Here is a 24,833-nt window from a genome sequence, read left to right on the forward strand (position 1 = left end):
AGGGCTCGGAGGATTTTTACAACAGAAACTAACAGATGTCAAGTAAAGTCGAAGAAACTGTGGACGGTGGAATTGCCGCCAACAACCCTCGCCCACTCAAGCTCAGTGGCCTGGAACCCCTCATTATCAATCAGGAGACGAACTTTGTGAATATTGGCGAGCGGACTAACGTAACCGGTAGCAAGAAGTTCGCACGATTGATCCTGGAGGGTAACTATGAAGAGGCTGTTAGCATAGCCCTGGAGCAAGTACAAAACGGCGCACAAATCGTCGATATCAATATGGATGAGGGCATGCTCGATGGCGAAAAGGCCATGGTGACCTTCGTCAACCTACTGGCTGCCGAGCCGGAGATCGCCAGAGTGCCGTTTATGATTGACTCTTCTAAGTGGCATATTATTGAAGCTGGACTAAAATGCTTGCAAGGCAAGGGTATTGTTAATTCCATTAGCTTGAAAGCAGGCGAGAAGGAGTTCCTTGATCAGGCTAAAAAGGTAAAACGTTACGGCGCCGCCGTGGTAGTAATGGCTTTCGACGAGGATGGTCAGGCCGACTCCTACGAGCGCCGTATTGAAATTTGTGAGCGTTGTTACCGTCTTTTGGTCGATAAAATTAATTTTCCTCCTGAAGATATCATTTTTGACCCCAATGTGTTTCCTGTCGCCACGGGCATGGACGAGCATAACAACAATGCGCTCGATTTTTTCAGGGCTACCAAATGGATCAAAGAGAACCTGCCTCATGCCCGGGTAAGCGGTGGTATTAGTAACGTTTCCTTCTCATTCAGAGGCAATGACTCGGTTCGTGAAGCCATGCATACTGTGTTTCTTTATCATGGCATCAAGCACGGCCTTGATATGGGCATCGTAAATGCCGGACAGATTGAAGTCTACGATGAGATTCCCAAAGACCTTTTGGAGAGAGTAGAAGACGTGCTGCTTAACCGCAGACCAGATGCCACCGAAAGAATGCTGGAGTTTGCCGAGACAGTGAAGTCGAAAGGCAAAGTGAAAGTGGTGGACGATGCATGGCGGAAGGGCAGTGTTGAGGAGAGATTAAGCCATGCACTGGTAAAAGGAATTGTCGAGTTTGTGGAGGCCGATACAGAAGAGGCTCGGGCCAAGTACCAAAGCCCCTTGAAAGTAATTGAAGGACCTTTGATGGCAGGTATGAATATCGTGGGCGATCTTTTTGGAGAAGGGAAAATGTTTCTGCCTCAGGTGGTGAAAAGCGCCAGGGTGATGAAAAAGTCGGTGGCCTACCTGATTCCTTTCATGGAAGAAGAGAAAAGAAGAACAGGAAATACGTCCTCTAATGCAAAAATACTTCTTGCCACGGTGAAGGGCGACGTTCACGACATCGGTAAGAACATAGTAGGTGTGGTGCTGGCTTGTAACAACTTCGACATTGTCGACCTGGGTGTGATGGTGCCAGCCGAAAAAATCCTGGAAGCTGCTGTTCGTGAAAAGGCTGATGTGATTGGCCTCAGTGGTTTGATTACACCATCACTCGACGAAATGGTGCATGTGGCCAAAGAAATGGAGAGAATGGGAATGAAAACACCATTGCTTATTGGTGGGGCTACTACCTCCCGCATTCACACAGCGGTAAAAATAGCGCCAAATTACTCTGGCCCGGTGGTTCACGTGCTCGATGCATCCAAAAGTGTGCCCGTAGCCAGCGAGCTCATAAGTCCGGATACGAGAGAAGCTTTTGCCAGTAAAATTCGAAAGGAATATGACGAAGCAAGAACAGACCACGCTGGCAGGCAGAAGGAGAAGAACTACATTTCGATAGCTGAAGCGAGAAAGAAAAAGGCACCTGTCAATTGGGATGATTTTGTACCGAAGAAACCAAATGCACTGGGCGTTAGTGTATTCAAGAATTATTCTCTCGAAGAGATAAGGCCCTACATCGACTGGACGCCATTTTTCTCTACCTGGATGCTGAAAGGGAAATATCCGGCTATTTTTGACAATGAAGTAGTGGGCGAAGAGGCCAGAAAGCTCTACAACGATGCCAATGCCATGCTTGACGAGATCATAGCTAAAGGCTCTCTGAAGGCCCATGGCATCGTTGGCTTGTTTCCAGCTACAGCGGTTGATCATGAAGATGTGAGGATTTTGGATGAGTCAGGAAAAGAGCTTACCACGTTCCATTTCCTTCGCCAGCAGGGCAAAAAGGCAGCAACGGTGCCCAACCTGAGCCTGGCCGATTTTGTTGCGCCGGCAGAGACTGGCAAGCAAGACTATATGGGAGGGTTCGCAGTGACAGCCGGCGACGGGCTCGACGTTATCGTCAAGAAATACGAAGCGGATCAGGATGACTATAATAGCATCATGGCCAAAGCGCTTGCTGATCGGTTGGCTGAGGCTTTTGCAGAATTGCTTCATGAAAAAGTAAGGAAGGAGCTATGGGGCTATTCACCCGATGAAAAACTTGATACCGAACGGCTGATCAAGGAAGACTATGCTGGCATTCGTCCGGCACCTGGCTACCCCGCCTGTCCTGACCACACGGAAAAGAGGCTTTTGTTCGATCTGCTGGATGTAGAAAAAAAGACCGGCATCATCCTTACAGAGTCTTTTGCCATGTACCCTGCGGCTGCAGTAAGCGGTTTTTACTTCTCACATCCTGATTCGAAGTATTTTGGTTTGGGCAAAGTAGAAAAGGATCAGGTAGAGGAATATGCACAGCGCAAAGGCTTTTCTTTGGAAGACATGGAAAAATGGTTAGCGCCAAATCTCAATTACAATATTTAATCAAAAACACTTCAGAGTAACCCGAAGTGCTGCAATAGCTGAAAAATGAAAGTAGTAGATCATATTAACAACGCTAAGAAAACCCTGTTCTCTTTTGAGATTTTGCCTCCGCTAAAAGGGCAGAGTATGCAGGCGATCATCGATACTATAGAACCCCTGATGGAGTTTAAGCCTCCTTTTGTAGATGTAACTTACCACAGGGAGGAGTACATGTACAAAAAACGCCAGGACGGGCTTTTGGAGAAGGTGACGATCAGAAAAAGACCCGGCACAGTCGGTATTTGCGCCGCCATTATCAATAGGTTTAAAATCGACGCAGTTCCTCATATTATTTGTGGAGGATTCAGTAAAGATGAAACTGAGGATGCACTCATTGACCTGGACTTTCTTGGTATTGATAACGTGCTGGTGTTAAGGGGTGACCCAATTAAGTCGGAGGGGGCCTTCGTAGCGGATCCCAACGGGCACAGATATGCTTCGGAACTGCTGGAGCAGGTGATCAATATGAATAATGGTCGTTACCTCCACGAGGAAACGGAAGGCAACCACACCAATTTTTGCATCGGAGTGGCAGGGTACCCTGAAAAACATTTCGAAGCGCCTAACCTGTCGACGGACATTCGCCATCTGAAGCGAAAAGTTGAAATGGGAGCGCAGTATATTGTTACTCAAATGTTTTTTGACAACAACGAGTTTTTTGCTTTTGAGAAAAAGTGCAGGGAAGAAGGCATAACAGTGCCCATTATTCCCGGCCTCAAGCCGATTACCTCTGTCCGTCAAATGACGGCATTACCCCGGTCGTTTTTCATCAACTTGCCCAACGACCTGGTGAATGAACTGGAAAAATGCAAGGACAATAAGGCTGCCAAAGCGGTGGGTATTGAATGGTGTATTAATCAGTCGAAAGAATTGATGGCCAGCGGAGTGCCGGTGCTGCACTACTACACCATGAGCCGTGCTGAGTCGGTGAAGGACATTGCATCTGCCTTGTTTTGATTTTCATTTTGAAAATCCGAACACCACAATATCGTCAGTTTGATCTGCTTGCTCCCTCCAATTGTTGAATATTTGGGAAATAGCGTTAGCGGATAATGGAGTTGTTGAGCGAAGGGCCTCAGCTAATCTTACTCTGCCCATTTTTTTACCTGTTCTGCTAAGTTGATCAGTTAAGCCGTCGGAATGAGTAAAAATGGTGGTGCCGGGCTTAAGTACCAAGCGCCGGGATCGCAAGTATCGAAGTACCCTATCGGGTTCAAAATGAGCACTTTTCATTTTTAGAAACTGAAATTTAGAGCCTATTACATAAACTGGGAGGCCCGTGCCGGAATATTGCACTTCATTTGACTGAAGGTTGAATTTGAATACAATCATTTCATTTCCAATACCGTATCCCTCAGCCAGTTTTTGATGCTGCATGTTGTTAAGGCTGGAGTATAATTTTTTTATGAGCTGATGGGGCTTCATTCCATCGTCAAAAATTTGATTGATAATTGAAAGAATACTTACCGTAGCGAGAGCGCCTTCCACGGAATGACCGGTGCAATCTCCTATTGCAACCCATATTGCTTCTTTCGTTTGTTTACTCCAATAGTAGTCGCCGCCTATTTTATCTTTTGGCTGGTGCCATAAAATAGTTTGTTCCTCTCCAAGAAACTTCCCGGGGTGTTGAAACAGCATTTCCTGAATTCTTTTAGCAGATCCGAACTTGTCTGATGATGCGCCTTTGTCTGAAAGCTGGCTTCTATCCACTTGGAGGCTCTCATTGTCAGGAAGTAAGAATTTCAGATAAAAATGGAGTTTTGAGAATGCTTCTGCGGTACTCAGTAGAAAAAACCAAATATTATCATTTAGACGGGTACAGTAAATATACTTGCCGTCATTGTATTGATTAATGAAATATCTAATTGCCTTCTCATCATCATTGGCGGAAAAGTATAGCCGCATAATGATTCCCTCCAGGACATCAGGATCGGTATCACTTCTCTGAAGATAGATGTCCAGTTTTTCGTCGATGATAAAGCCTGCATCTTTCACTTCTGGAAAATGATTACGAACATTCTCTACCAATTCAACTGTGGTCATCTTGTTTGATTTTCAGACGTAAATTCATTAAGAAATACTTTTTGGTAGGTGTCGAACATCTGTTTAGCCAACGCCTTATTAGGAAACTCATCGGTGGTGAAAACAGATAGAAATGTGGTAGGATCTATAAAAAAAACGATAACAGTGCCATGATCGCTAAAAATATATGAGAACTCAATGTCAAATGACTCATCAATCCCAAGTATGGTCATCTCATTCAGAGATCTTATGATCTCAGTATTTTCACCGACACTAATATCTAGTGAAGTTTCAAGACTTTGCAATGTTGCCCCTTTTGCCCCTGGGTAGGCTTCGAGAAAGCTGTGCGTTAGAGTTATTAAATTTTCGGTCATCGAAAACGATTTAAGTAATAATGATTTGTGTCAGGATTTGTTTAAAATTTTTTTCATCCCGCTCAACAAATTGTTAAACAATACAAAACAGTAAATGTTACTACACATATAAAGAAGCATTATGGAGATTGAAGGTTTTACTAAGGTTTTTGAAAGTGAATTTGCCAGGTGTTACGTAGCACCTGAGAGGGGGATAGTCTTGTGTAATATGAAAGTGGGGTATGTGCCAATTTTGAACTTTAAAGAGACATTTCAGGTGCTGGCAGAGGAGGTGATGAAAGGCGGCTTTACAAAATTTGTTTTCGATAAGTCGTCACTCAAAACTTTTCACCAACCATCTATGAAATGGTACTTTACAGAGTGGAAAACAAAAATGCTCGAGTACGGACTTCACAAACATTTCAAAGTCCTTCCTGAGATAGACTGGTTCAAAAAATCGGTTGAGGCTGCGAGAAAGCCTCTGCTAAAGCAGTTTCCTGACGAAGTTCTTAGCAAATTAAGAATAGAGTACTTTGATACCGTTCAGCAGGCAATTGATGCCGAATGAGCGAGGCTATATACAAGTTCGATACTAACTAGTACAACATCCAGCCTTTGACTATGAAAAGATTCAATATCACGGGAACGAAATACACCCCGGATATCTCGTTCGACCCGAACGTTGCTTCATTCAGCATCAGTGGAGTTTCCACCCCTGAGAATTCGTTAGATTTTTATCAAAGCACCTATCGAATTCTTGAACAATATGCTCTGGAGGGTTCACAAAAGCTGGAGGCGAATATTCGTCTGGTATACTTTAACACCAGCAGCGCCAAGTGCCTTTACGACATTTTCCGAAAACTGGTATCAGTTAGTTCTAGCGGTAAGCAAGTTATTGTCAACTGGATTTATGATGACGATGATGAAGATATACTAGAATCCGGGGAGGATTACAGTGAGCTTTTACCGCTCGAATTCAGGTTCGTTCCAGTTCCGCCAGGCTCAGATCGTTGAGGCTCGGTTTTAATTTCTTGGATACTTCAACTCTCTCCCTGTCCCGGATTATTTTTTTCTTTTCACGGGTCATGAAATAATTCTCCAGACGGGATTCAAGAAGTTTCATGCCAACAGCGATCATAACTTTAATTGACAGGTCGATTACGAAGCCCATGTTGATTGTATTCAAATAATCATCCAGCAGGTACTCTTCCAATACCAGTAACAGTAAACCTACTGATAGCATGACCGAACTGGCCTTCTTCCCAAGTTTGGCCTTTGCCAGGTTGATTAGCGTTTCCTCCAGCTCTTCATTTTTTGCTTTAATTTCCTCGTTTTTTGATCCAATCTCATTATTGGCCTCTGCCAGCTTTCGCTGAAGCCTGTCACTTACTTTTGTTACCAGCGTTATTTGATCTAATACGCCTGAGTAGTCTTTAGAAATAAGCCTGACATCTTCGTATTTAAGCTTTTTCTGATCCAGTTTGTTATTGAAGTCATCAAGCTTGGATCTCTCCTGTAGAAACAGATCTTTCATCGTGGTTACTTTGTTAAATTTTGTCGATCAACTATTTCAGTCCTGGGAATCCTAGCCGTGAGAGTAAAGAGGGAGTAGCTGTCATTTATTTTCTGGAATAGATATTCCAGCTTCTGTGTTGTTTTTCGGGCAATCTCAATGTACCCAAGACCCGCCGTGCCCTTTTCGCTGAACCCTTGTTCGGATAGTTTATTCAGATACAGCTGCCTGAGCTCCTCGGCACTTTTGCTATTTATTTCATCGATTTTTCTTCCGATTTCCTGCTCTTTCAAGTGCGAGACGAAGTTGCTTGTTTGAATGACAAAGTGACGTTTCAGCATATACACTACCACAGTGACTGACTTTGCGTCTATTTTGGTAATATTTTCATTATCAGGCGCTACTTCCTCGATATGGTAATAGAGATTCTGCAAACACTCCATTGCCACAGAGTAAAACCTCTTTTTTACCTTTTTTTCCTCTTCAAGTGAAGTAAGCTTGTTTTCCAGGCAAGCGGTAATGGCATTAAGTAGTTCAAAAGTCATGTCTCCTGAATACAAAATGATTATATTTTCGCCATGTATATTTTTGTACTTTTTGAGTTCTGTTTTGCTCATGTTTGAAACTTTGAGACTACGCTGCGCTGGGGATTCAGCCCTGCATTCATACCACACCTAACCAGCAGATAAGGATTATGTTTTGTTGTAATTAAAATGAAACTAACATCATGAAGATTATTGAATGCCCCCGGGATGCGATGCAAGGCTGGAAAAGCTTTATTCCCACGCAAAGTAAAATTGATTACATCAATCAACTGCTTAAGGTAGGCTTTGATACGATAGACTTTGGGAGTTTTGTTTCTCCCAAAGCTATCCCGCAAATGAGGGACACAGCGGAAGTGCTTTCACAGCTTGACCTTTCCAATTCCCCGACAAAGTTATTGGCCATCGTTGCCAACCTGAGAGGGGCCGAAGAGGCCTGCCAGCATCCGGAAATTCATTATCTGGGGTTTCCACTTTCACTCTCAGAGACCTTCCAGCAAAAAAACACGAACAAGTCTATTTCGGAGGCATTACAGACAGTTGCGGAGATTCAAAACCTGTGTTCCACGCACGATAAGGTGTTGGTGGTATACCTTTCCATGGGGTTTGGCAATCCCTATGGCGATCCGTATGAGCCGAGTCTTGTGGCGGAGTTTGTTAACAAGCTGGATGCAATGGGTATTGAAATTATTTCGTTGTCCGACACAATCGGTGTTTCGTCGCCAGCTAACATCAAAGCTTTGTTCCGGGAGGTCATCCCAGCGTTTCCCCATATCGAGTTTGGTGCTCATTTACATTCAACAAAGGAATCGGCGTGGGAGAAGATAGAAGCTGTGTATCAGGCCGGGTGCCGACGAATGGATGGAGCCATCAATGGCTACGGCGGTTGTCCCATGGCGGAAGACGACCTCGTCGGGAATATTGCTACGGAAATTGTAGTTGACTACCTGATCACGCATAATCACAAACTGATTTACAACTCTTCGGAACTCTCGAAATCTTTGTTGATGTGCCAAAAAGTATTCAGCTGAGGATCACTGAATTTTTGTGGCAGTCCAGGTACTTGTTCTTCTGAGGGTGACTCCATCCCAAGATCCGTCATATCTGATAGTTCCGGCAGAACCTGTCGTTGAACTAACTATCCCCCGGTAGACTACGTCTGCCACAGCGCCACTTCGTGACCAGCTAAAGTTACCTACGAAATTACCGTATTTGTCTATTTTGAAACTAAAAGGGATGTTGGTTCTCGTGACGTCAAGTGGTGGCAGCACCTTCCAGTTGTAGAGCCCGCTGGCGTCAAACTCATCGGGGTCGGTTGTGCTTAGCGTCACGGTGAAGGTGAAATCTGATCCGTCGGAAGCGGTGCCGGCCCAATTGCCAAGGATTGTTTCGGGCGTGGCCCGGGTGTATTTTTTAGTTTTCACATTAAAAGCCTCAGGTACAATTGCGTCTGTTGCTTTTACTACCACCGAGTTTACACCATCAATAGGTAATTGCACAACTTGCTCAAAATAGCCAGACGGATCGAACGAAGCTGGTTCCCCCTGAATGTATAGTAAAGCATCAGTAGCGACGTGGCCACTGACGATGCCTTCTGAAGTAAACACGAGCTGGTCTCCTGGAGAATCAATGCTGAGGAAGGGAAGTCCAACAACGTTAAAATGGCTGGAATTTGAAGTGATTTGCTTTGAAGCGAGTCTGCAGCGGACGTCAGCGTCGCCACCACCTATTGGAGTTACCACGCCATTTTCTACTGTTACTACCGAATTATCAGAGGATGACCATTCCAGTTTCATGGCATCTATCGTCCTGTAAGTAGTATCGTATGTGATGGTTATTTGCGTTTTTTTACTGAGGAGACCGGCTACCTCCAGCGTATCAAACTGCGCCACCACAAACTCGCCTATTGCAGCAACAGTTTTTGTGTTAGAATACTGGACAAGCACCGTGGTGTCCCCTGACGGGTTGAGCCGAATAGATTTCAAATCTTCAAATTCGTCAGGAATTTCCTCCACTGGGTTTATTGGTGTGTCGGTGCAGGAGAAGAGGCCCAGAAGTGTAAGTAAAAAAAGTAGCTGGAGATTTCTCATCTGCTAAAGTCTGCGATGGTTTCAATTTTAGCATTTAGCGCAAGCCCAAGTAAAACGCCACCCATTTTAGACGAACTGCCAGCTAAACCAGGCAGGTTTTCCTTGTAGTTGGCGTTCATCCATTCAACTTGAGCATTTATCGACATGTATCGGAAAATATCCTTTTCGATACCGAAGACCAGACCAATCCCGGAAGACTTAAGCTCTGTTTGACTATTGAATTCCGCATATGCCGGATTATTAACATCGATCGTTTCCTGGCTTTTGAAAGCACAATAGCCAATTTCAGTAAAAAGATTAATGCGGTTTCGTGACAAGTACCAGCGGGCGCCGTAAAATTGCATGCTTTGCTGCCACTCAGCCGTTGGTGAAAGACTAACATTGGCAGTATTGATGACTTCCGGAGTGCCATCGGTTTTGTATTTTTGATACTTGGCGGTTAGATAAAACCAGTTTTGCCCTACACCTGCGTGGAAGCCAATAGGAAAGACGTCGTTTTTATACACACTGGAAACGTTGTCAGCCGATGGGAAGAAAACCCCACCGTGAACCCCGGCGAATGCCCCAAAGCCATTTTGAGCAAAAGAAATGCAGGGCAAAAAAGTGAAAAAGAGCAGAGTAAAGTATCTGTACATAGGTTCGGTCAATCCGAATATAAGAATTATATCGAAAAACCTTGTTATTTACTGAGTATTACTGGCAGAATTTTAACCAGGCATCCTTCCCGCCCTTCGATCCCAGCTTTTCGGCCTCCAAAAAGTCCCGGCAGGCAAGCTCAGGGTACTCAGTTTCAAGAAGAGCCATTCCTCTGAGGTAGAAGCCAGTGCCTCTGTCTTTGCTCGAATATTTGAGAAATGAATTGAAGTCAAGAACAGCAATATCGAAGTTTTTGAGCTGATAGTGGCAATAGCCCCGGCCCATAAAGCAGTCGGAATAATCGGGGTTGATTTCAAGAGCATGAGAGAAGTGCCTGACGCCGTTTTCATAGTCTTGCTTGCCAAATGTGCTGACTTCACCCAGGTAGTAGTAGGCGCTGTCCCAATTTGGTTGTTTCGTTAAGGCGCTGTAAAAGGCGCTGTCGGCTTCATCAAACCTTGATGAATTTTTAAGTGCAATGCCCTTTTTTAGATAAAAGAAAGCACTGTCTGCTGCTGTTTCGGAGTAACTGAGCCCCCTGCTGATGTGGGGTAACGCCTGATTGAAAAACTTCAGGTTTTCGGTCATCAGCCTGGTGATTAACCTGGCGGTTTCAAGGTTTCTGACGCCTACGCCCCGGTAGGCATACTCTAGCTGTTTTAGTGCGGGCACCCACTGCTTGCGGTCATAGAGTGCTTTGCCCTCCTTGTAGTTATGAATGGAGGCGTACACCTGCAGCGTCATTGGTATAGCGACAACCAATATTACCAGAAGAGCCATGAAGGCACTCCCCATTATCTTGGTTCTTCTGGAGAAGACGGTTGGCTCCGGCGGCTTCCGTGCTCGTGCTTTGTTCCTTTTAAAATAGGGGTCACGATCTCTTGGGGAACCGGATGAGGGTGAGGGTGGTTTCGGTTGACTGAATTGCTCGTATGTAAACGTAGCACCACCGCTGGAAAGTACCCGGTAAGCTTCCGCAACCTGCTTGAACCTCTCCTCGGCATCTGTATCCCCCGGGTTTCTGTCAGGGTGGTATTTGAGTGCCAATTTCCGGTAGGCAGCCTTTATTTGCGCTTGCGTGGCACCGTACTGAACACCTAATACCTGATAATGGTCTGCCATTTTTAAGTGTTTTTACCTGATAAGTTTAAACTGCTTTCCAGGGAGGGACTTAACAAAACCCTCAAACTCCAAATTTAGCAATTCGGAGGCTAGTTGATGAATCGGTATTTGTGTGTTCCAGCTCAAAGTGTCCAAATGGATGCCATTGGGCTGTTTCTCCAGCGAATCCCATATTTTGGAAGCCATTTCGCTCAGGGCTGCTGGCTTGGTTGCGGTCTTCTTTTTTGTAGACGAAGCAAGATCCCAATTGAGCAGAGAAGCAAGACTTTCGGCTGACGTGTAGATGTGGGCTTTCTGTTGTTCTATAAGCTTGTTGCAGCCCTCTGAAAAACTATTGCCCAGGTTGCCGGGTATAGCGAGCACCTCCCGGTCATAGGAATTGGCAATTTCGGCGGTGATAAGCGCACCACCACGGCTGGCGGCTTCCACTACTATCACCGCTTCGGCCAGGCCGGCTATGATCCTGTTTCGTGCCGGAAAGAACGACGCTTCAGGTTTGGTTCCGGGCGCATACTCTGTCACCAAACCGCCCTTTTCAAGCATTTTGTGTGCTGTTTGTTTGTGCACCGACGGGTATATGACATCAGTGCCAGAGGCCATTACGCCAAATGTAGAAAGAGCGTTGTCAAGTGCTGCCCTGTGGGCTTCTATGTCGATGCCGTAGGCCAGGCCGCTGACGATAAGCGGATTGTAGGGAATAAGCGATTGAATAATTTCACGGGTAACCTCCCTGCCATAATCGGTGGCACTTCTGGTGCCAACAATAGCCACTGCCTTTGTTGTGTCCAGTGTTCCAGCCCCCTTTTTGAAAATTATCAGCGGGGCATCGTAGATGTGTTTCAGCCGCTCAGGATAGGCCTCATCGGTAAAAAATATGGCTTCGGTACCTTGCTTTTCGCAGCTCTCCAGCACTTTCTCGGCTTCTTTTAAAAAGTCGGCCTGAATCAGGGCTTCAGCTGTTTTCTCTCCAATGCCGTTGATCTTTTTTAGTTTTCCTTTAGGCGTTTTAAAAATAGAAGAGGCTGATCCCAGATGACTGATGAGCATGCGTGCCATGCGGGGCCCAACTCCCGGAACCAATTGGAGGGCTAATTGATATAACTTTTCTTCTGTCAATCTTTCTGTTCTAACTCGCCTCTTAATTTAACGAGGAAAGACCTGACATTCTTCAATCCATCAATCATTTCCAGTGTATCCTTCGCTTTTTTTGCGTTTGTTTTCAAAAAATCCCGTGCTCCCTGCAGGGTATAGCCCTTTTCTTTTACCAGGTGGTAAATCAGCTTTACATTTTCGAGGTCTTCTTTGGTGAACTGTCTGTTTCCCTTTCGATTTTTCTTGGGTTTGATGATGTCGAATTCAGTCTCCCAAAACCGAATCAGGGAAGTGGCTACATCCATCATGTCAGCTACCTCGCCGATGGTGTAGTATTTTTTCTCGATCTCTTTTTCTTTGTATGGCACGTTAATTATTGATTTTAAAAGTGATCAAACCATCATCTAAAATTTCCAATGCTGTATCAGGAAAGTCCTGCAAGGTTAGCTCTTTTATTTTACGAAGCACTTTCTGATTCTCGTCGACCAGTGGCCCCCCTGAGCCCAGCTGGTGAGTGGAGAATATCTGGCCCTGCAGAAAATCACCCTCTCCATTTACCCATAGCTTTACAATGGGGGCGATGCCATTGGGACCCTTAAGGTTAAACCGGCGATAGGTGCAAAAATTGCCCATGCTGTACGCAATAAATTTTCCTTCGTAAAGGTCAATAGCTCTGGTTACATGTGGGCCATGGCCAAAAACGATGTCGGCACCGGCGTCAATAACCAACCGGGCAAATTCATACACATTACCCCTGTCTTCACCTACAAATGACTCTCTTTTTCTGGTAACGTGCTGAAATTCTGGCCCCTCACCACCTGCGTGGAAAGAAACAATCACTATCTGGCACGTTGAGTCAAGGTGTTGAATGATCTTCCTGGCCCGTGCATAGTCGTGAATGCTGATGGTACCTGTGTTGGGTGCGAAGGCTGCAAAACCTATTTTGGTCTTTTTAGCTTCGAAGATTGTGTAGGGCGTTGATTGAGTGCCTGCTACGGCAATACCCAACTTCGTAAGCACTTCGATGGAGCTTTTTCGGCCTTCCGGGCCAAAATCACCAGCGTGGTTATTGGCCAGGCTCATCACATCGAAGCCAGCTTCTTTCAAATGAACTGCATAGTGTTCCGGTGTCTTGAAGAGATAGCAGAGCTTTGGATTGTTACATTCCTTGGGTGTACCTTCTTCGTCAATAAGCACTCCTTCGTAGTTGCCGAAAGTAATATCTGCATTCTTCAATATGTCTGCTACATCGCTCAACAGCATGCTGCCATTTGCTGGTGGCAGATACTCTTCAGAGGGATATGCTGTTCCCAGCATAATGTCGCCCACGCCAATAACGGTCAATGTGTCGGGCACTACTTCGAATACTTCAAGGGCTATCTCCTCACCAATTTTTTCAAGCGTGTCACCCTTTGAGGTTACGTACACCGGGGCCGGTGCCGACACAACAACCGTGTCTTTCGCAACTGGAGCAGGGGTGTTATCCACCGTTGACGCCAGCCTGCTAGTTTTGCAGGAAAATGCCGCTAACGCCAATAGTATTACGTACCCTGATTGCTTGAACATGGTTTGGATGGTGAGTCACAAAAATAGGGTATCGGGCTGGAAGTGGCTTTTCAATTCACATGAAATTTATCCACAATTTATAGACACAAAAAAGGCAGCCTTTCGGGAAAGCTGCCTTCATGTTCAGATTCAACTGTTTTTATCCAAGTGATTGGTTTTCAACAGAGGCGAGTCTGAGAATTTCTTCATACTCTTCAGGTGTAACCCCCTGGAAGAAGTAGTGGACGGGGTCAGTGGCTTTGCCATTAATGTGCACTTCGTAATGCACGTGAGGAGCGGTAGACTTTCCGGTGCTTCCAACAAAGCCGATTGTCTCACCTCTTTTTACCCTCTGGCCTACTTTTACGTTTTGCAAGTCCATGTGACCGTACAGGGTTTCGTAGCCAAAGCCATGGTCTATAACCACATACTTGCCGTACCCGCCAAAGTCATATCTGACAGATTTTATGACACCATCTCCTGTCGCATAAATAGGTGTGCCTCTTTCTGCAGAGAAGTCAACACCAGCGTGCATTTTAGACGTTTTCAGGATGGGGTCAATTCTTATTCCGAAACCCGAAGCCAGGCGCTTCAACTCCTTGTTGGATATTGGTTGGATAGCAGGTGTGGCAGCCCAAAGTTCTTCTTTGTTCTTGGCCAGTTTCATGATTTCGTCAAACGACTTGGTTTGAATATACATCTGCTTCTTCAGCTTGTCGAGTTTCTTAAATGACTCCACAATCAGTTCCTCACGCTGAAGATCCGATTCTATCATGTCTTTGTAGCGGTTTGCTCCCCCAACACCTGCTTCTCTGATGGAAGACGGGATAGGCTCTGCTTCAAAAATAACACGGTAAATCTGGTCATCCCTGTTTTGCAGGGAGGCAAGCATGTCCTGAGTCTCATTCATGTCCTTCTTGAGAAGCTCATAGTACATGTTCAATTCCTCATTTTCCTTTTTAAGGAGGGCCTCTTTAGGAGAGTCAAAATAGGTGTTGTAGCCCAAAAGAATGCCGATAGCTAAAATTAAGGCGACAGTAAGGAAGCCAAGAAGGTTGAGGAAAATATCCCAGGAGCTGACCTTGACACGCTCATATTTGCATGTTTCGGTGTCGTAGTAATATTTTATCCTAGCCATAGGTTGACAGTTAGTCTTTTATTATAACTTTGCTTCTATATAAGCGAATCTCACCGCTTTTACGAAAAAATTTGAATTGCGTTATAATTCTGGCGCAATATAAGAATTTTTAAACATATTCTGGATATTTCCCAACCTCCGGCAAGTTTGACAGCAGCATAAACCCCTTTAGTTATTGATAAGTAAGCTGTACAATTCTAAGATGCTACAGTTTATCAGACCATTTTATTCAAATGACAGCAGTAGAGATAAGACAGCAGTTCCTTCAATTCTTTGAAAGCAAAGGCCATAAAATAGTGCCTTCAGCCCCTATGGTGGTTCAAAACGACCCTACATTGATGTTTACCAATGCGGGCATGAACCAGTTCAAAGACTACTTTCTCGGAAATAAAGAGGCACAGGTAAAGCGAATTGCTGACACACAGAAATGCTTGAGAGTTTCAGGAAAGCACAACGACCTTGAGGAAGTAGGGCTTGATACCTACCACCACACCATGTTCGAGATGTTGGGCAACTGGTCGTTTGGAGACTATTTCAAGAAAGATGCCATCAACTGGGCGTGGGAGCTGCTTACTGAAGTGTACAAACTACCAAAGGACAGGCTGTACGCCACTGTGTTTGGGGGTGATGAATCGGAAAGCTTAGAGAAAGACAACGAGGCATTTGAGTTATGGAATGCTCATTTGCCGACCGACCGGGTGCTCGACGGGTCCAAGAAAGACAACTTCTGGGAAATGGGTGACACTGGCCCTTGCGGTCCTTGTTCAGAATTACATATCGACTTAAGAGACGAGGCTGAAATAGCAAAAGTACCAGGGAGAGAGATGGTCAACATGGGCCATCCGCAGGTAGTAGAGATTTGGAACCTGGTATTCATTCAGTTCAATCGGGTGTCGGACGGAAGCCTTAAACCGCTACCAGCTAAGCATGTCGACACAGGCATGGGCTTCGAAAGGCTGGTGATGGCTTTGCAGGGTAAAAAGTCGAATTACGATACGGACGTATTTCAGCCAATGATCGCTGTGCTGTCTGAAAAGGCAGGAGTGGCATATGGCGACGACGAAAAGACGGACATTGCCATGAGGGTGATTTCTGACCACATCAGGGCTATTTCCTTTGCCATTGCCGACGGGCAGCTGCCGTCCAATGTGAAGGCTGGCTATGTGATAAGAAGAATTTTGAGACGTGCGGTGCGCTACGGATACACCTTCCTGAAGTTTAACGAGCCGTTTCTCCATACTTTGGTGCCGGTGCTTTCCGATCAGTTTGCTGGTGTGTTCCCCGAGCTGGTTGGTCAAAAAGACTTTATTGCCAAAGTAATTTTCGAGGAAGAAACATCTTTCCTGCGCACGCTGGACAAAGGACTTAAGCGGATCGAGGTGATCAAGCAGTCGCTGAAAGGGAATGAAATCAGCGGTGCCGTTGCTTTCGAGCTTTACGACACCTACGGGTTTCCGCTTGACCTAACGGCATTGATTGCCAGAGAAAATGGACTGACGGTTGATGAAGCTGGTTTCCAGGCGGAAATGCAGCAGCAGAAAGACCGTTCGAAGAAGTCGTCCAAAGTATCGACCGGCGACTGGGTGGAGGTAAAGCAGGAAGAGGAGCTTGGTTTCATTGGCTACGACAACCTGGAAGCGGTTGCTCAGGTAGTAAAATACCGGGAGATAGAAGACAAAGGCAGCAAGCTGTTTCAACTTGTGCTTGACAACACGCCGTTTTATGCGGAAAGCGGCGGACAGGTGGGCGACAAAGGCATGCTCATCTCCGGCGATCAAAAAATAAAGGTACTGGACACAAAAAAAGAAAATGACCTGATCATTCACTTTGTATCCGAACTACCCAAAGACCCGACTTTGCCTTTGCAGGCAAAAGTCGACATTTATAAAAGACAGCTGACAGAGAATAACCACAGTGCTACCCACTTATTGCATGCAGCGCTCAGGCAGGTGCTCGGCACGCATGTGCAGCAAAAGGGCTCATTGGTGTCTCCCGATGTGCTTCGTTTCGATTTCTCTCATTTTGCCAAAATGACGGATGAAGAGATCAGAGAAGTGGAGGCCATTACCAATAAGAAAATAAGAGAAAACATAGCGCTGCATGAGCGGCGCAATGTGCCCATTGCCGAGGCCAAACAGTTAGGGGCTATGGCGCTGTTCGGAGAAAAGTACGGTCAGTTTGTGCGTGTCATCACCTTTGATCCTCACTATTCTGTGGAACTGTGCGGAGGTACCCATGTGCGTGCCACTGGCCAAATCGGTTTCCTCAAAATTGTCTCCGAAAGCAGTGTGGCTGCTGGTGTGCGACGCATTGAAGCAGTAACGGCCGATAAGGCAGAGTCACTGATCATTGAGCAGGACATGCTGATGAACGAGATGAAGGAATTGCTGAAGAACCCGAAAGACATGGCCAGGGCTGTGGCACAGCTGCTTGAGGAGAAGCAAACTTTGACAAAGGAGCTGGAGGGGTATCGCCTGAAAGCGTCGCAAGGGGTGAAGCAGGACTTGCTCAAAGAAGTGAAGGCCATTGATGGCATCAGCCTGCTGGTGGCAGAGGTGACATTGCCAGATGCCGACAGCTTGAAAAAATTGGCTTATGAGCTCAGAAATGAGTTGAGCTCACTGGCTATGGTGCTGGCAGCGAATATTGACGGCAAGCCTCAGGTAGCTGTGATGTTCGACGATTCGCTTGTGGAAAAATTTGGATTGAACGCCGGGCTCATGGTGCGTGACCTGGCCAGAGAAATACAAGGTGGTGGAGGCGGACAACCGTTTTTCGCTACTGCAGGAGGAAAAGACATTAACGGATTGCCCAAAGTGGTGGAAAAAGCAAATGATTTACTGGCAAAAGCGCTTAATTTGAGCTCTCTTGCTTAACCGAAGTGCATCTAATGAGTGATTTGAAGGACAAGAATAGCTTTGAGGCCGTTATTGGACTGGAAGTGCATGTGCAGCTGCAGACTAAAAGCAAGGTGTTTTCACCGGATGCCAATAAGTTTGGTTCAGAACCCAATCAGCACATCCATGTGATTAGCCTGGGGCATCCGGGCAGCATGCCGAAGTTGAACAAAAAGGCACTGGAGTACGCCATTGAAATGGGGCTGGCGTGTCACAGCGAAATAGGTCGCTATAATTTCTTTGACAGGAAGAACTACTTCTACCCCGACCTTCCAAAAGGCTATCAGGTGACGCAGGACAAAACACCGATTTGCAAAGGAGGTTATGTCGAAATTGGTTTCGATACCAACACTCCGAAAAAGATCATGCTCCATAAAATTCACATGGAGGAAGATGCGGGCAAATTGATGCACGTCGATGGTAAGGATATTTCGGCAGTGGACTACAACCGGGCTGGTGTGCCTTTGATAGAGATAGTGACTGACCCCATGATTACCTCATCGCAGGACGCCGGTGCCTTTCTTACTGAAATAAGAAAAATGGTGCGTTTTCTGGGCATTTCCGACGGTCATATGGAGGAAGGCTCTTTGCGTTGCGATGCCAACGTGTCGATTCGTAAAAAAGGGGTGACCACGCTGGGCAACAAAGTAGAAGTGAAAAACCTCAACAGCATCAGGTACGTGCAGAAGGCGATTGAGGTAGAAATAGAAAGGCAGACCAACCTTACCTTACAAGGGAAAAAGATCATTTCAGAGACCAGGCTGTTTGATCCCGAAAAGAACCAGACTTACGGCATGCGCATGAAGGAGGAGCTGAACGACTACAGGTATTTCCCTGAGCCGGATCTGGCTCCCTTTGTTGTGGATGACACCATGCTGGAAGACATCCGCAAAAAGATGGCCAAGCTTCCCCGGCAGTACTACGACGACTTCACGCAAAAGTATGGCCTGCCAAGCTACGACGCACTGGTGATCACCGAAAAAAGGGACTTTGCGCACCTGTTTGAAGAGGCCATTGCTCATACCACTTGCTATAAGCAGGTAAGCAATTGGCTCATGGGGCCGATTAAGAGTTACCTGAAGGAAAACGGCACCTCCCTGCGAAAGCTTTCGCTCACAGGCGCTATGCTGGCCGACTTGGTCAATCTGGTGGAAAAAGGAACAGTGAGCTACACCGTGGCCTGCCAAAACATATTTCCGGCAGTAATAAAGACCGGGAAGGCACCTCACGACATAGCGCACGACATGAACCTGGTGCAGGAGTCGGACAGCGATGTGCTGATGCCTGTGATACAAGAAGTGCTCGCCCAAAATGCGGATAAGGTGGTCATGTATAAAAACGGTAAAAAAGGACTGCTCGGCATGTTTATGGGGGAGGTAATGAAAAAAACCAACGGAAAGGCCGACCCGAAACTAACTAACCAGCTTTTGGTTGAATCATTGGCTTAGAAGTCTTGTTAGAGAAAAAAACAGAAAGATGATAAAGTATCTTGTAGTAGCATTAACAGGAGTTTTATTTATTACCTCTTGTTCTGAGGGTACAACTCAGGAAGGGCTGAAAATTGCCGGAAAAGTAAAATTCCCGCAAGAAACAGGCATCATTCAACTGGAAATGCTGGGCCTCGAGGGAATTGACCCTATAGATACGCTCACATTGGCCGCCGATAGTACGTTTGAAACCTATGTTCAAATCACTGAACCTTCTTTTTTAAGGATCAACTTCTACGGTAAGCAAGCAGTGCCTCTGGTGCTCGACAAAAGCGATGTTTATATAGAGGCGGAGGCTTATTCGCCGCAGGCCCCGTTCACTGTGACTGGCTCAAAGGACACTGAATATTTCGAAGCCGCTGGTAAGCTCAATGCCAAGTTTCAGTCCGACGTGCAGATGATTAACAATGACTACAGCCAGGCAATGATGTCGGGAGATCTTGAGACGGCTGATAAAATACGGGAGCAATATATCGATATAGAAGAGACCTTTAGTAAAAAAATGAAGGCGCTTATTTGGTCGATGGATAATTCAGTGTCGGCCATATTTGCTTTGAACTACCTGGACGATGATGCGCAGTTTCCGTTCTTCGACAGCGTAGCAACAAGGTTTCAGAATGGCCTGCCCGAATCCCGCTTCACCAAGGAACTGGTGACAAGGGTAGATGATATGAGGCCGCTGGCAGTGGGGGCAATGGCTCCGGAAATTAACCTTCCAAACCCTAATGGCGAATCAATTAAGTTGTCATCACTAAGAGGAAAATACGTGCTGGTGGACTTTTGGGCTGCCTGGTGCAAGCCATGCCGTCAGGAAAACCCGAATGTGGTGGCTTCTTACAACAGGTACAAGGACAGGGGTTTTGAAATATTGGGTGTTTCTCTTGATAGAACAAAGGATGCCTGGCTGAAGGCCATTGAAGACGATGGCCTCACCTGGAAGCATGTGTCGGATTTGAAATACTTTAATTCGGAAGCGGCCGCTACCTACGAAATCAATGCTATTCCGGCTACCTACCTGATTGGGCCTGATGGTAAGATTGTAGCCAAGAACCTTAGAGGAGAGTCATTGGAGAGGAAGCTTGAAGAGATTTTTGGGTGAGATTTTCATTGATTGCTAAGTTCAAGCTTTGCTTTCAAGGAACTCAAGTCGCCGGTTCATGATGGCCATTTCTTCCCTTCTTAATTTTCTGTCTTCGTTCAAAGCATTCATGAAACGCTCGTTTTGAGCATCCAACTCTTGCTGCCTTTGCTTGCGTTCGTGCTCCAATTCGGACTTTCTGTTCTTTTCTTCCTTTTCCATCCTTAAAAGGACTTTATCCATCCGTTCCCCCTGGTCATCGAGTTTCCGTAATATCCCGTTGACTACCTTGTTATTCTCAACAGCGTATTCTTTCAATGCGTCAATATCAGCAGTAAGCTTATCAATGGCTTTCAGGGTGTTACTCAACTGCTCTTCTATTTGATTGACTCGCATATTTAGTCTTTCGTTATCCATTCAGTATAAAAGTAAGTTTTTTTCTCATTTGTTTCAAAGAGGCGTTTAGTGACATGCAAAGGCTTTTTTTGTCTGGCCGAGAATTCAAGGTCACCTCTTTTCCAACTCCCGAATCACATCACTGGCAATCCACTTGCTGGTCTTGTCATCTGTGGCCTGGAGCTTCCTTGCCAGTTCAATCACCTCGGCAGTTAGATGAGGTCTTTTCTTCCCTACCTGCCTCATTGCCCAGCTTATTGCTTTCTTTATGAAATTCCGGGGGTCATTGGCAACCTCAATTGCTGTACGGAGCATAGAGCGTAGTTCGTCATCGGAAACATTGTTCTTTTGGTGCATGGTGGCTTCGGCTATTAGCACAATGCCTGCCCTTCGGGTGAACTCATGTTCAGAGGGAATCCATTCGGCTACTTTGCTTTTCCAAAAAGGAGTATAAACGAACAGGTTACCGCAGCACTGGTCGCACACATCCCAGGAATACATGTCTGCCACCCACGCATCCATTTGCTCAGTGGTCATTTGTATCGGGTCGCCAACCATGCTGGCCAGCACCTTTGCCTCATGAATATCCGTTTGCCAGAGCTGAAGCGCCAGGGTGTGGTTCTTTTTGATGCTTTTGGCTATTTTGCGAAGCTCAGGCGTTTTGATTCCCAACGCTTTTTCTGAGGGGATGCCGAATCGCTCTACGCCTTTCTTCGTCCCTTCATCCGCCAGATGTTTTAAACCACTAATAACACTTTCTACCGTCTCCATAAATTGATGTTACTGTTTCTGGCTAAACTTACTACTTTGGCAAAATAACCTTTTATCAAACCAATGACTCGACCTACAAACTTAAATTTAGCCCTGCTTTTTATCTTTTTGACAACGGCTGCGCTCGCTCAACCCGACAGGTGGCAGCAGCGTGTAGAGTACACTATGGACATTGACATGGATGTATCTGCCCATCAGTTCAAGGGTAAGCAAAAGCTCGTTTATTACAACAACTCTCCTGACACGCTCACGAAAGTGTTTTATCACCTTTACTTCAATGCTTTTCAGCCGGGAAGCTCGATGGACGTTCGCTCCAGAACCATCGCTGACCCGGACAGGCGGGTGATGGATAGAATTTACCATTTGAAAGATGACCAGATCGGCTATCAGAAGATCAACAGCCTGAAACAAGATGGCAAAGTGCTTTCTTATGCTGTAGAAGGCACTGTGCTGGAAGTGAACCTGGCCAAGCCAATTCTTCCGAAAAGCAAAGTGACTTTTGATATGGAGTTTGATGCACAGGTACCCTTGCAGGTTCGCCGCAGTGGCTGGGCCAACAAGGAGGGGGTGGAATACTCTATGGCGCAATGGTACCCAAAAATGGCTGAATATGACTACGAGGGCTGGCATGCCGATCCTTACGTAGGCAGGGAGTTTTACGCTCCATGGGGCGATTTTAATGTAAACATTGCGATTGATTCTGCTTATATGATAGGAGGCTCAGGCTATTTGCAGAACCCGGAGCAAATTGGCAAAGGCTATGCAAAGCCAGGGACTACTATTAAAAGACCGAAAGGGGGCAAGCTGACCTGGCAGTTCAAAGCTCAGAACGTGCATGACTTTATGTGGGCTGCCGACCCTGACTATCTGCACGATGTGGCTCAGGTGCCTGGCGGGCCTGCCCTGCACTTCTTTTATCAGGGTGACACGCTGGTGGAAAACTGGAAGGAGCTTCAAGGTATTGCAGTAAAGGCATTCGACTTCCTGAGCAAAAACTTTGGCAAATATCCCTACGACAAGTTTGCTGTGGTGCAGGGAGGCGATGGTGGCATGGAATACCCTATGTCAACTTTGATTACCGGGCATAGGTCAGTTCGCAGTTTGGTAGGTGTGACTGTACACGAAGCCTTGCACAGCTGGTACCAGGGGGTGTTGGGCACTAACGAGTCGCTGTACCCATGGATGGATGAGGGTTTTACTGACTATGCCACGCAGATCACCATGCACTACCTTTTCGATGGGCCGAACGGTGGTAATTACATCAACCCGCTGGAGGGCTCGTATCGTTCTTACTTCTCACTGGCACAAAGCGGCCTCGAGGAACCTATGTCGACACATTCCGATCACTACAATACCAACAGAGCTTACGGTTCTGCGGCTTACTCGAAGGGGGCGGTTTCACAACATCAGCTGAGCTATGTGGTTGGTCACGAAACATTCATGCGGGGACTGCGGAGGTATTTTGATACCTGGAAGATGAAGCACCCCAACATGAACGACTATATCAGGATTCAGGAAAAGAATTCAGGCCTGGAGCTCGACTGGTACTACGAGTACTTTGTGAACTCCACCAAGACCGTTGACTATGGCATTAAGTCGGTAGAAGAGCAGGGAGATCAAACAAACGTTACGCTTGAGAGAATTGAAAAAATGCCGATGCCTATAGAGCTGTACGTGGAATATGCCGATGGCAGCAAAGAGTTGTTTTATATTCCATTGGATTTAATGAGGGGGGTGAAGGAACATGACGACCCGAGCATTCCACGCACGATCCTTACCGACTGGCCCTGGACGCATCCTTACTACACGTTCAGCATTCCAAAGAAGCCGAAGGACATCAGGTACATGGAGATTGACCCAACGCAACGCATGGCTGACACTGACCGCACCAACCAGAGCTACCCCTGGCGCTCAGCAGTGGAAGCTGAGGGAGAACCGGTGAATAAGTAGAGCGACATGCCGCTTTCTTTTTAGCGGTAATTGCGAAGGCATCGATGAATTTTTCAAATTGTGCATACTGGTAAAATGCCTGTGGCCATCTGCTTGACAAGAACGATACTTGTCCAGCAGATGGCCACTTTTGCCAGGCGCTGAGCCTGCTTGCCGAGCGATAGCAAATATGAAAAACATAACCACCTTTTAATCAGAAATTTCGTATACTAAGAAAGGCGGTCACTGCCATTTATTCCTTTCTGTCTCAAATATCCACTTTTCCTCGCAGCGTAGCAGTCGCTAGTTTGCTACGTAGCAAACATACCCTTTGCTACGTAGCAAATGTCTCAATTATGGCTACATTGCACCTGCAACATAGCTATGTTGCAGGTGCAATGTAGCCATGTTGCAGACTCAATGTGGCTATGTTGGCAGTCCATTGTAGCTATGTTTGGCATCGGCCTTTACCTGACGTTAAAATCCTTTATTTTTCCGTTGCCAGGGGTTGTTTTACAAATTAAAAATGACGGAAATGATAAGAAAAACCTATGGCATTATTGCCAGAACTGAGGCGGGAAAGCCCGCTGGCGGCCCACCCAAATATTACCCGGCGCTGCTGCCTCTGCGTAAAGCCACCGAAGAAGACGTGATGCTGAGGATGGAAAGGGAGTATGGCATCAAGCGTGCTGAATACAAGCGCTTTATCATGGCTCTGGAAGATATGATTGTGAAGTTACTTGAAACGCATAACCATATTGAATTGGGTGCACTGGGCTATGTGCGGCTGGAGATCCAAACCAGCGGAGCCGATCGGCCCGAATTGGTCACTGAACAAAACGTCAAGAAGGCCACGTTGCATCTGCGCTTCAGTCAGGTGATCAAGCAGGGGTTGAAGCAGTTGCGATTTGAGAAAGCGAGCAGCAGATGAATGCAACGGGTTTGATTGGAGAATAGGAGTCAGGCCTTCAAGTGTCGGTCTTCGAAGGTTTCAGCGCCAGTTTTTCCCCCATGTAGTCCTGCCAGGTGATGAGGAGGTATTTTTCCTTGCCGTTGTGGGTGATGCCCAAAAATCCGATATCGTAGCAAAAGAGGTATGCGTCGCCTTTTGGGTTTTTCCAGAAATGGGTAAAAAGGTGTGGGTTGAAGCCTTCGTTGTGGAGTATCTCCCGCCGAATGGTGGTAAGGCCGCTCACGTTGTATTTTTTCAGGATCTTACGGTTGATTTTCAGTTGCTTGTCGACCTGAATGAAAAATTGTTCGTTGTCCATCCGTCGTTCGTACTGTTTTACGGTACGGCATTCGATGGAGCAGTAGACCTTATCGGATCGACCTTTGACCACAGCACCGCAAACGGGACAAACTCTCATAGCCACTAATTTACATTCCTGCACCAATTTACCCTCATAATATACTCATAT

Annotated in this window: 24 protein-coding genes; 10 read left to right on the top strand and 14 right to left on the bottom strand. The window is 46.1% G+C overall.

All coding sequences use genetic code 11. The features are described 5' to 3' along the window. The first annotated feature begins 35 nt into the window (after nt 1-35). Complete coding sequence (metH, locus tag RT717_RS03555) at nt 36-2,762, top strand: methionine synthase (RefSeq protein WP_317490362.1); 2,727 nt, start codon at nt 36-38, stop codon at nt 2,760-2,762. A 45-nt stretch (nt 2,763-2,807) separates the two neighbouring features. Then, nucleotides 2,808-3,758, top strand: a complete 951-nt coding sequence (gene metF, locus RT717_RS03560) for a methylenetetrahydrofolate reductase [NAD(P)H] (protein ID WP_317490363.1) — start codon at nt 2,808-2,810, stop codon at nt 3,756-3,758. A gap of 3 nt (nt 3,759-3,761) precedes the next feature. Here the strand turns inward: metF and RT717_RS03565 are convergent, their stop codons facing one another. Both RT717_RS03565 and RT717_RS03570 read right to left on the bottom strand, forming a co-directional pair. After that, on the bottom strand, nt 3,762-4,844 hold the full coding sequence (locus tag RT717_RS03565; protein WP_317490364.1) for a PP2C family protein-serine/threonine phosphatase: 1,083 nt from the start codon (nt 4,842-4,844) through the stop codon (nt 3,762-3,764). Beyond that, nucleotides 4,841-5,197, bottom strand: a complete 357-nt coding sequence (locus tag RT717_RS03570) for a hypothetical protein (RefSeq protein ID WP_317490365.1) — start codon at nt 5,195-5,197, stop codon at nt 4,841-4,843. Before RT717_RS03570 ends, RT717_RS03565 begins: the two co-directional genes overlap by 4 nt. Nucleotides 5,198-5,318: 121 nt before the next feature. Between RT717_RS03570 and RT717_RS03575 the strand changes: the two genes are divergently transcribed. Together RT717_RS03575 and RT717_RS03580 are read left to right on the top strand one after the other, a co-directional pair. Continuing rightward, a complete protein-coding gene (locus RT717_RS03575; protein ID WP_317490366.1) occupies nt 5,319-5,744 on the top strand; it encodes a hypothetical protein in 426 nt (141 codons plus the stop codon). A gap of 53 nt (nt 5,745-5,797) precedes the next feature. Then, nucleotides 5,798-6,190, top strand: a complete 393-nt coding sequence (locus RT717_RS03580) for a DUF1987 domain-containing protein (protein WP_317492343.1) — start codon at nt 5,798-5,800, stop codon at nt 6,188-6,190. Here RT717_RS03580 and RT717_RS03585 read toward each other — a convergent pair. Further along, entirely contained in the window at nt 6,153-6,710 is a 558-nt protein-coding gene (locus RT717_RS03585; protein ID WP_317490367.1) for a coiled-coil domain-containing protein, read from the bottom strand. The genes RT717_RS03580 and RT717_RS03585 overlap by 38 nt on opposite strands. A gap of 5 nt (nt 6,711-6,715) precedes the next feature. Continuing rightward, nucleotides 6,716-7,306 carry a SiaB family protein kinase gene (locus RT717_RS03590; RefSeq protein WP_317490368.1) on the bottom strand — a complete coding sequence of 197 codons (591 nt, stop codon included), beginning with the start codon at nt 7,304-7,306 and terminating at the stop codon, nt 6,716-6,718. 110 nt (nt 7,307-7,416) lie between these two features. Between RT717_RS03590 and RT717_RS03595 the strand changes: the two genes are divergently transcribed. Next, complete coding sequence (locus RT717_RS03595; RefSeq protein ID WP_317490369.1) at nt 7,417-8,262, top strand: hydroxymethylglutaryl-CoA lyase; 846 nt, start codon at nt 7,417-7,419, stop codon at nt 8,260-8,262. Nucleotides 8,263-8,265: 3 nt separating this feature from the next. On the opposite strand, the gene RT717_RS03600 is transcribed toward RT717_RS03595, so the two are convergent. From RT717_RS03600 to RT717_RS03630, 7 genes are all read right to left on the bottom strand, one after another. After that, nucleotides 8,266-9,321 carry a hypothetical protein gene (locus tag RT717_RS03600; RefSeq protein WP_317490370.1) on the bottom strand — a complete coding sequence of 352 codons (1,056 nt, stop codon included), beginning with the start codon at nt 9,319-9,321 and terminating at the stop codon, nt 8,266-8,268. Then, complete coding sequence (locus tag RT717_RS03605) at nt 9,318-9,956, bottom strand: hypothetical protein (protein ID WP_317490371.1); 639 nt, start codon at nt 9,954-9,956, stop codon at nt 9,318-9,320. The genes RT717_RS03600 and RT717_RS03605 overlap by 4 nt, the downstream gene beginning before the upstream one ends. 58 nt (nt 9,957-10,014) lie before the next feature. After that, entirely contained in the window at nt 10,015-11,079 is a 1,065-nt protein-coding gene (locus tag RT717_RS03610; protein ID WP_317490372.1) for a tetratricopeptide repeat protein, read from the bottom strand. Between the two features lie 12 nt (nt 11,080-11,091). Continuing rightward, on the bottom strand, nt 11,092-12,195 hold the full coding sequence (dprA, locus tag RT717_RS03615; RefSeq protein WP_317490373.1) for a DNA-processing protein DprA: 1,104 nt from the start codon (nt 12,193-12,195) through the stop codon (nt 11,092-11,094). Next, the gene (locus RT717_RS03620; protein ID WP_152000468.1) at nt 12,192-12,539 is read right to left on the bottom strand and encodes a MerR family transcriptional regulator; all 348 of its coding nucleotides are present in this window, start codon (nt 12,537-12,539) and stop codon (nt 12,192-12,194) included. The genes dprA and RT717_RS03620 overlap by 4 nt, the downstream gene beginning before the upstream one ends. A gap of 1 nt (nt 12,540) precedes the next feature. Beyond that, nucleotides 12,541-13,737: a CapA family protein gene (locus tag RT717_RS03625; RefSeq protein ID WP_317490374.1), complete on the bottom strand. Its 1,197-nt coding sequence runs from the start codon at nt 13,735-13,737 to the stop codon at nt 12,541-12,543. A 139-nt stretch (nt 13,738-13,876) separates the two neighbouring features. Continuing rightward, nucleotides 13,877-14,854 (bottom strand): peptidoglycan DD-metalloendopeptidase family protein, encoded by a 978-nt coding sequence (locus tag RT717_RS03630; protein WP_317490375.1) that lies wholly within the window; start codon nt 14,852-14,854, stop codon nt 13,877-13,879. A gap of 233 nt (nt 14,855-15,087) precedes the next feature. On the opposite strand from RT717_RS03630, the gene alaS reads away from it, so the two are divergent. Genes alaS through RT717_RS03645 form a run of 3 tightly spaced genes read left to right on the top strand, consistent with a single transcriptional unit; the run spans nt 15,088 to nt 20,337 of the window. After that, nucleotides 15,088-17,730: an alanine--tRNA ligase gene (alaS, locus tag RT717_RS03635; protein WP_317490376.1), complete on the top strand. Its 2,643-nt coding sequence runs from the start codon at nt 15,088-15,090 to the stop codon at nt 17,728-17,730. A gap of 14 nt (nt 17,731-17,744) precedes the next feature. After that, on the top strand, nt 17,745-19,199 hold the full coding sequence (gene gatB / locus RT717_RS03640) for an Asp-tRNA(Asn)/Glu-tRNA(Gln) amidotransferase subunit GatB (protein WP_317490377.1): 1,455 nt from the start codon (nt 17,745-17,747) through the stop codon (nt 19,197-19,199). Between the two features lie 28 nt (nt 19,200-19,227). Then, on the top strand, nt 19,228-20,337 hold the full coding sequence (locus tag RT717_RS03645; protein ID WP_317490378.1) for a peroxiredoxin family protein: 1,110 nt from the start codon (nt 19,228-19,230) through the stop codon (nt 20,335-20,337). Between the two features lie 21 nt (nt 20,338-20,358). Here RT717_RS03645 and RT717_RS03650 read toward each other — a convergent pair whose 3' ends face one another. Together RT717_RS03650 and RT717_RS03655 are read right to left on the bottom strand one after the other, a co-directional pair. Next, complete coding sequence (locus tag RT717_RS03650; protein ID WP_317490379.1) at nt 20,359-20,733, bottom strand: hypothetical protein; 375 nt, start codon at nt 20,731-20,733, stop codon at nt 20,359-20,361. A gap of 90 nt (nt 20,734-20,823) precedes the next feature. Then, nucleotides 20,824-21,483 carry a DNA alkylation repair protein gene (locus tag RT717_RS03655; RefSeq protein WP_317490380.1) on the bottom strand — a complete coding sequence of 220 codons (660 nt, stop codon included), beginning with the start codon at nt 21,481-21,483 and terminating at the stop codon, nt 20,824-20,826. Nucleotides 21,484-21,546: 63 nt separating this feature from the next. On the opposite strand from RT717_RS03655, the gene RT717_RS03660 reads away from it, so the two are divergent. Together RT717_RS03660 and RT717_RS03665 are read left to right on the top strand one after the other, a co-directional pair. Beyond that, a complete protein-coding gene (locus RT717_RS03660) occupies nt 21,547-23,433 on the top strand; it encodes a M1 family metallopeptidase (protein WP_317490381.1) in 1,887 nt (628 codons plus the stop codon). A 514-nt stretch (nt 23,434-23,947) separates the two neighbouring features. After that, on the top strand, nt 23,948-24,343 hold the full coding sequence (locus RT717_RS03665) for an HU family DNA-binding protein (RefSeq protein ID WP_317490382.1): 396 nt from the start codon (nt 23,948-23,950) through the stop codon (nt 24,341-24,343). A 37-nt stretch (nt 24,344-24,380) separates the two neighbouring features. On the opposite strand, the gene RT717_RS03670 is transcribed toward RT717_RS03665, so the two are convergent. After that, nucleotides 24,381-24,782, bottom strand: a complete 402-nt coding sequence (locus tag RT717_RS03670) for a hypothetical protein (RefSeq protein ID WP_317490383.1) — start codon at nt 24,780-24,782, stop codon at nt 24,381-24,383. Nucleotides 24,783-24,833: the final 51 nt, after the last annotated feature.

It is taken from the genome of Imperialibacter roseus, assembly GCF_032999765.1.
Taxonomy (GTDB): domain Bacteria; phylum Bacteroidota; class Bacteroidia; order Cytophagales; family Cyclobacteriaceae; genus Imperialibacter; species Imperialibacter roseus.

Bases quoted from the DNA above. Each gene is read 5' to 3' on its own strand.
- metH (WP_317490362.1), top strand. From the start codon at position 36: ATGTCAAGTAAAGTCGAAGAAACTGTGGACGGTGGAATTGCCGCCAAC.
- metF (WP_317490363.1), top strand. From the start codon at position 2,808: ATGAAAGTAGTAGATCATATTAACAACGCTAAGAAAACCCTGTTCTCT.
- RT717_RS03565 (WP_317490364.1), bottom strand. From the start codon at position 4,844: ATGACCACAGTTGAATTGGTAGAGAATGTTCGTAATCATTTTCCAGAA.
- RT717_RS03570 (WP_317490365.1), bottom strand. From the start codon at position 5,197: ATGACCGAAAATTTAATAACTCTAACGCACAGCTTTCTCGAAGCCTAC.
- RT717_RS03575 (WP_317490366.1), top strand. From the start codon at position 5,319: ATGGAGATTGAAGGTTTTACTAAGGTTTTTGAAAGTGAATTTGCCAGG.
- RT717_RS03580 (WP_317492343.1), top strand. From the start codon at position 5,798: ATGAAAAGATTCAATATCACGGGAACGAAATACACCCCGGATATCTCG.
- RT717_RS03585 (WP_317490367.1), bottom strand. From the start codon at position 6,710: ATGAAAGATCTGTTTCTACAGGAGAGATCCAAGCTTGATGACTTCAAT.
- RT717_RS03590 (WP_317490368.1), bottom strand. From the start codon at position 7,306: ATGAGCAAAACAGAACTCAAAAAGTACAAAAATATACATGGCGAAAAT.
- RT717_RS03595 (WP_317490369.1), top strand. From the start codon at position 7,417: ATGAAGATTATTGAATGCCCCCGGGATGCGATGCAAGGCTGGAAAAGC.
- RT717_RS03600 (WP_317490370.1), bottom strand. From the start codon at position 9,321: ATGAGAAATCTCCAGCTACTTTTTTTACTTACACTTCTGGGCCTCTTC.
- RT717_RS03605 (WP_317490371.1), bottom strand. From the start codon at position 9,956: ATGTACAGATACTTTACTCTGCTCTTTTTCACTTTTTTGCCCTGCATT.
- RT717_RS03610 (WP_317490372.1), bottom strand. From the start codon at position 11,079: ATGGCAGACCATTATCAGGTATTAGGTGTTCAGTACGGTGCCACGCAA.
- RT717_RS03625 (WP_317490374.1), bottom strand. From the start codon at position 13,737: ATGTTCAAGCAATCAGGGTACGTAATACTATTGGCGTTAGCGGCATTT.
- RT717_RS03630 (WP_317490375.1), bottom strand. From the start codon at position 14,854: ATGGCTAGGATAAAATATTACTACGACACCGAAACATGCAAATATGAG.
- alaS (WP_317490376.1), top strand. From the start codon at position 15,088: ATGACAGCAGTAGAGATAAGACAGCAGTTCCTTCAATTCTTTGAAAGC.
- gatB (WP_317490377.1), top strand. From the start codon at position 17,745: ATGAGTGATTTGAAGGACAAGAATAGCTTTGAGGCCGTTATTGGACTG.
- RT717_RS03645 (WP_317490378.1), top strand. From the start codon at position 19,228: ATGATAAAGTATCTTGTAGTAGCATTAACAGGAGTTTTATTTATTACC.
- RT717_RS03650 (WP_317490379.1), bottom strand. From the start codon at position 20,733: ATGGATAACGAAAGACTAAATATGCGAGTCAATCAAATAGAAGAGCAG.
- RT717_RS03655 (WP_317490380.1), bottom strand. From the start codon at position 21,483: ATGGAGACGGTAGAAAGTGTTATTAGTGGTTTAAAACATCTGGCGGAT.
- RT717_RS03660 (WP_317490381.1), top strand. From the start codon at position 21,547: ATGACTCGACCTACAAACTTAAATTTAGCCCTGCTTTTTATCTTTTTG.
- RT717_RS03665 (WP_317490382.1), top strand. From the start codon at position 23,948: ATGATAAGAAAAACCTATGGCATTATTGCCAGAACTGAGGCGGGAAAG.
- RT717_RS03670 (WP_317490383.1), bottom strand. From the start codon at position 24,782: ATGAGAGTTTGTCCCGTTTGCGGTGCTGTGGTCAAAGGTCGATCCGAT.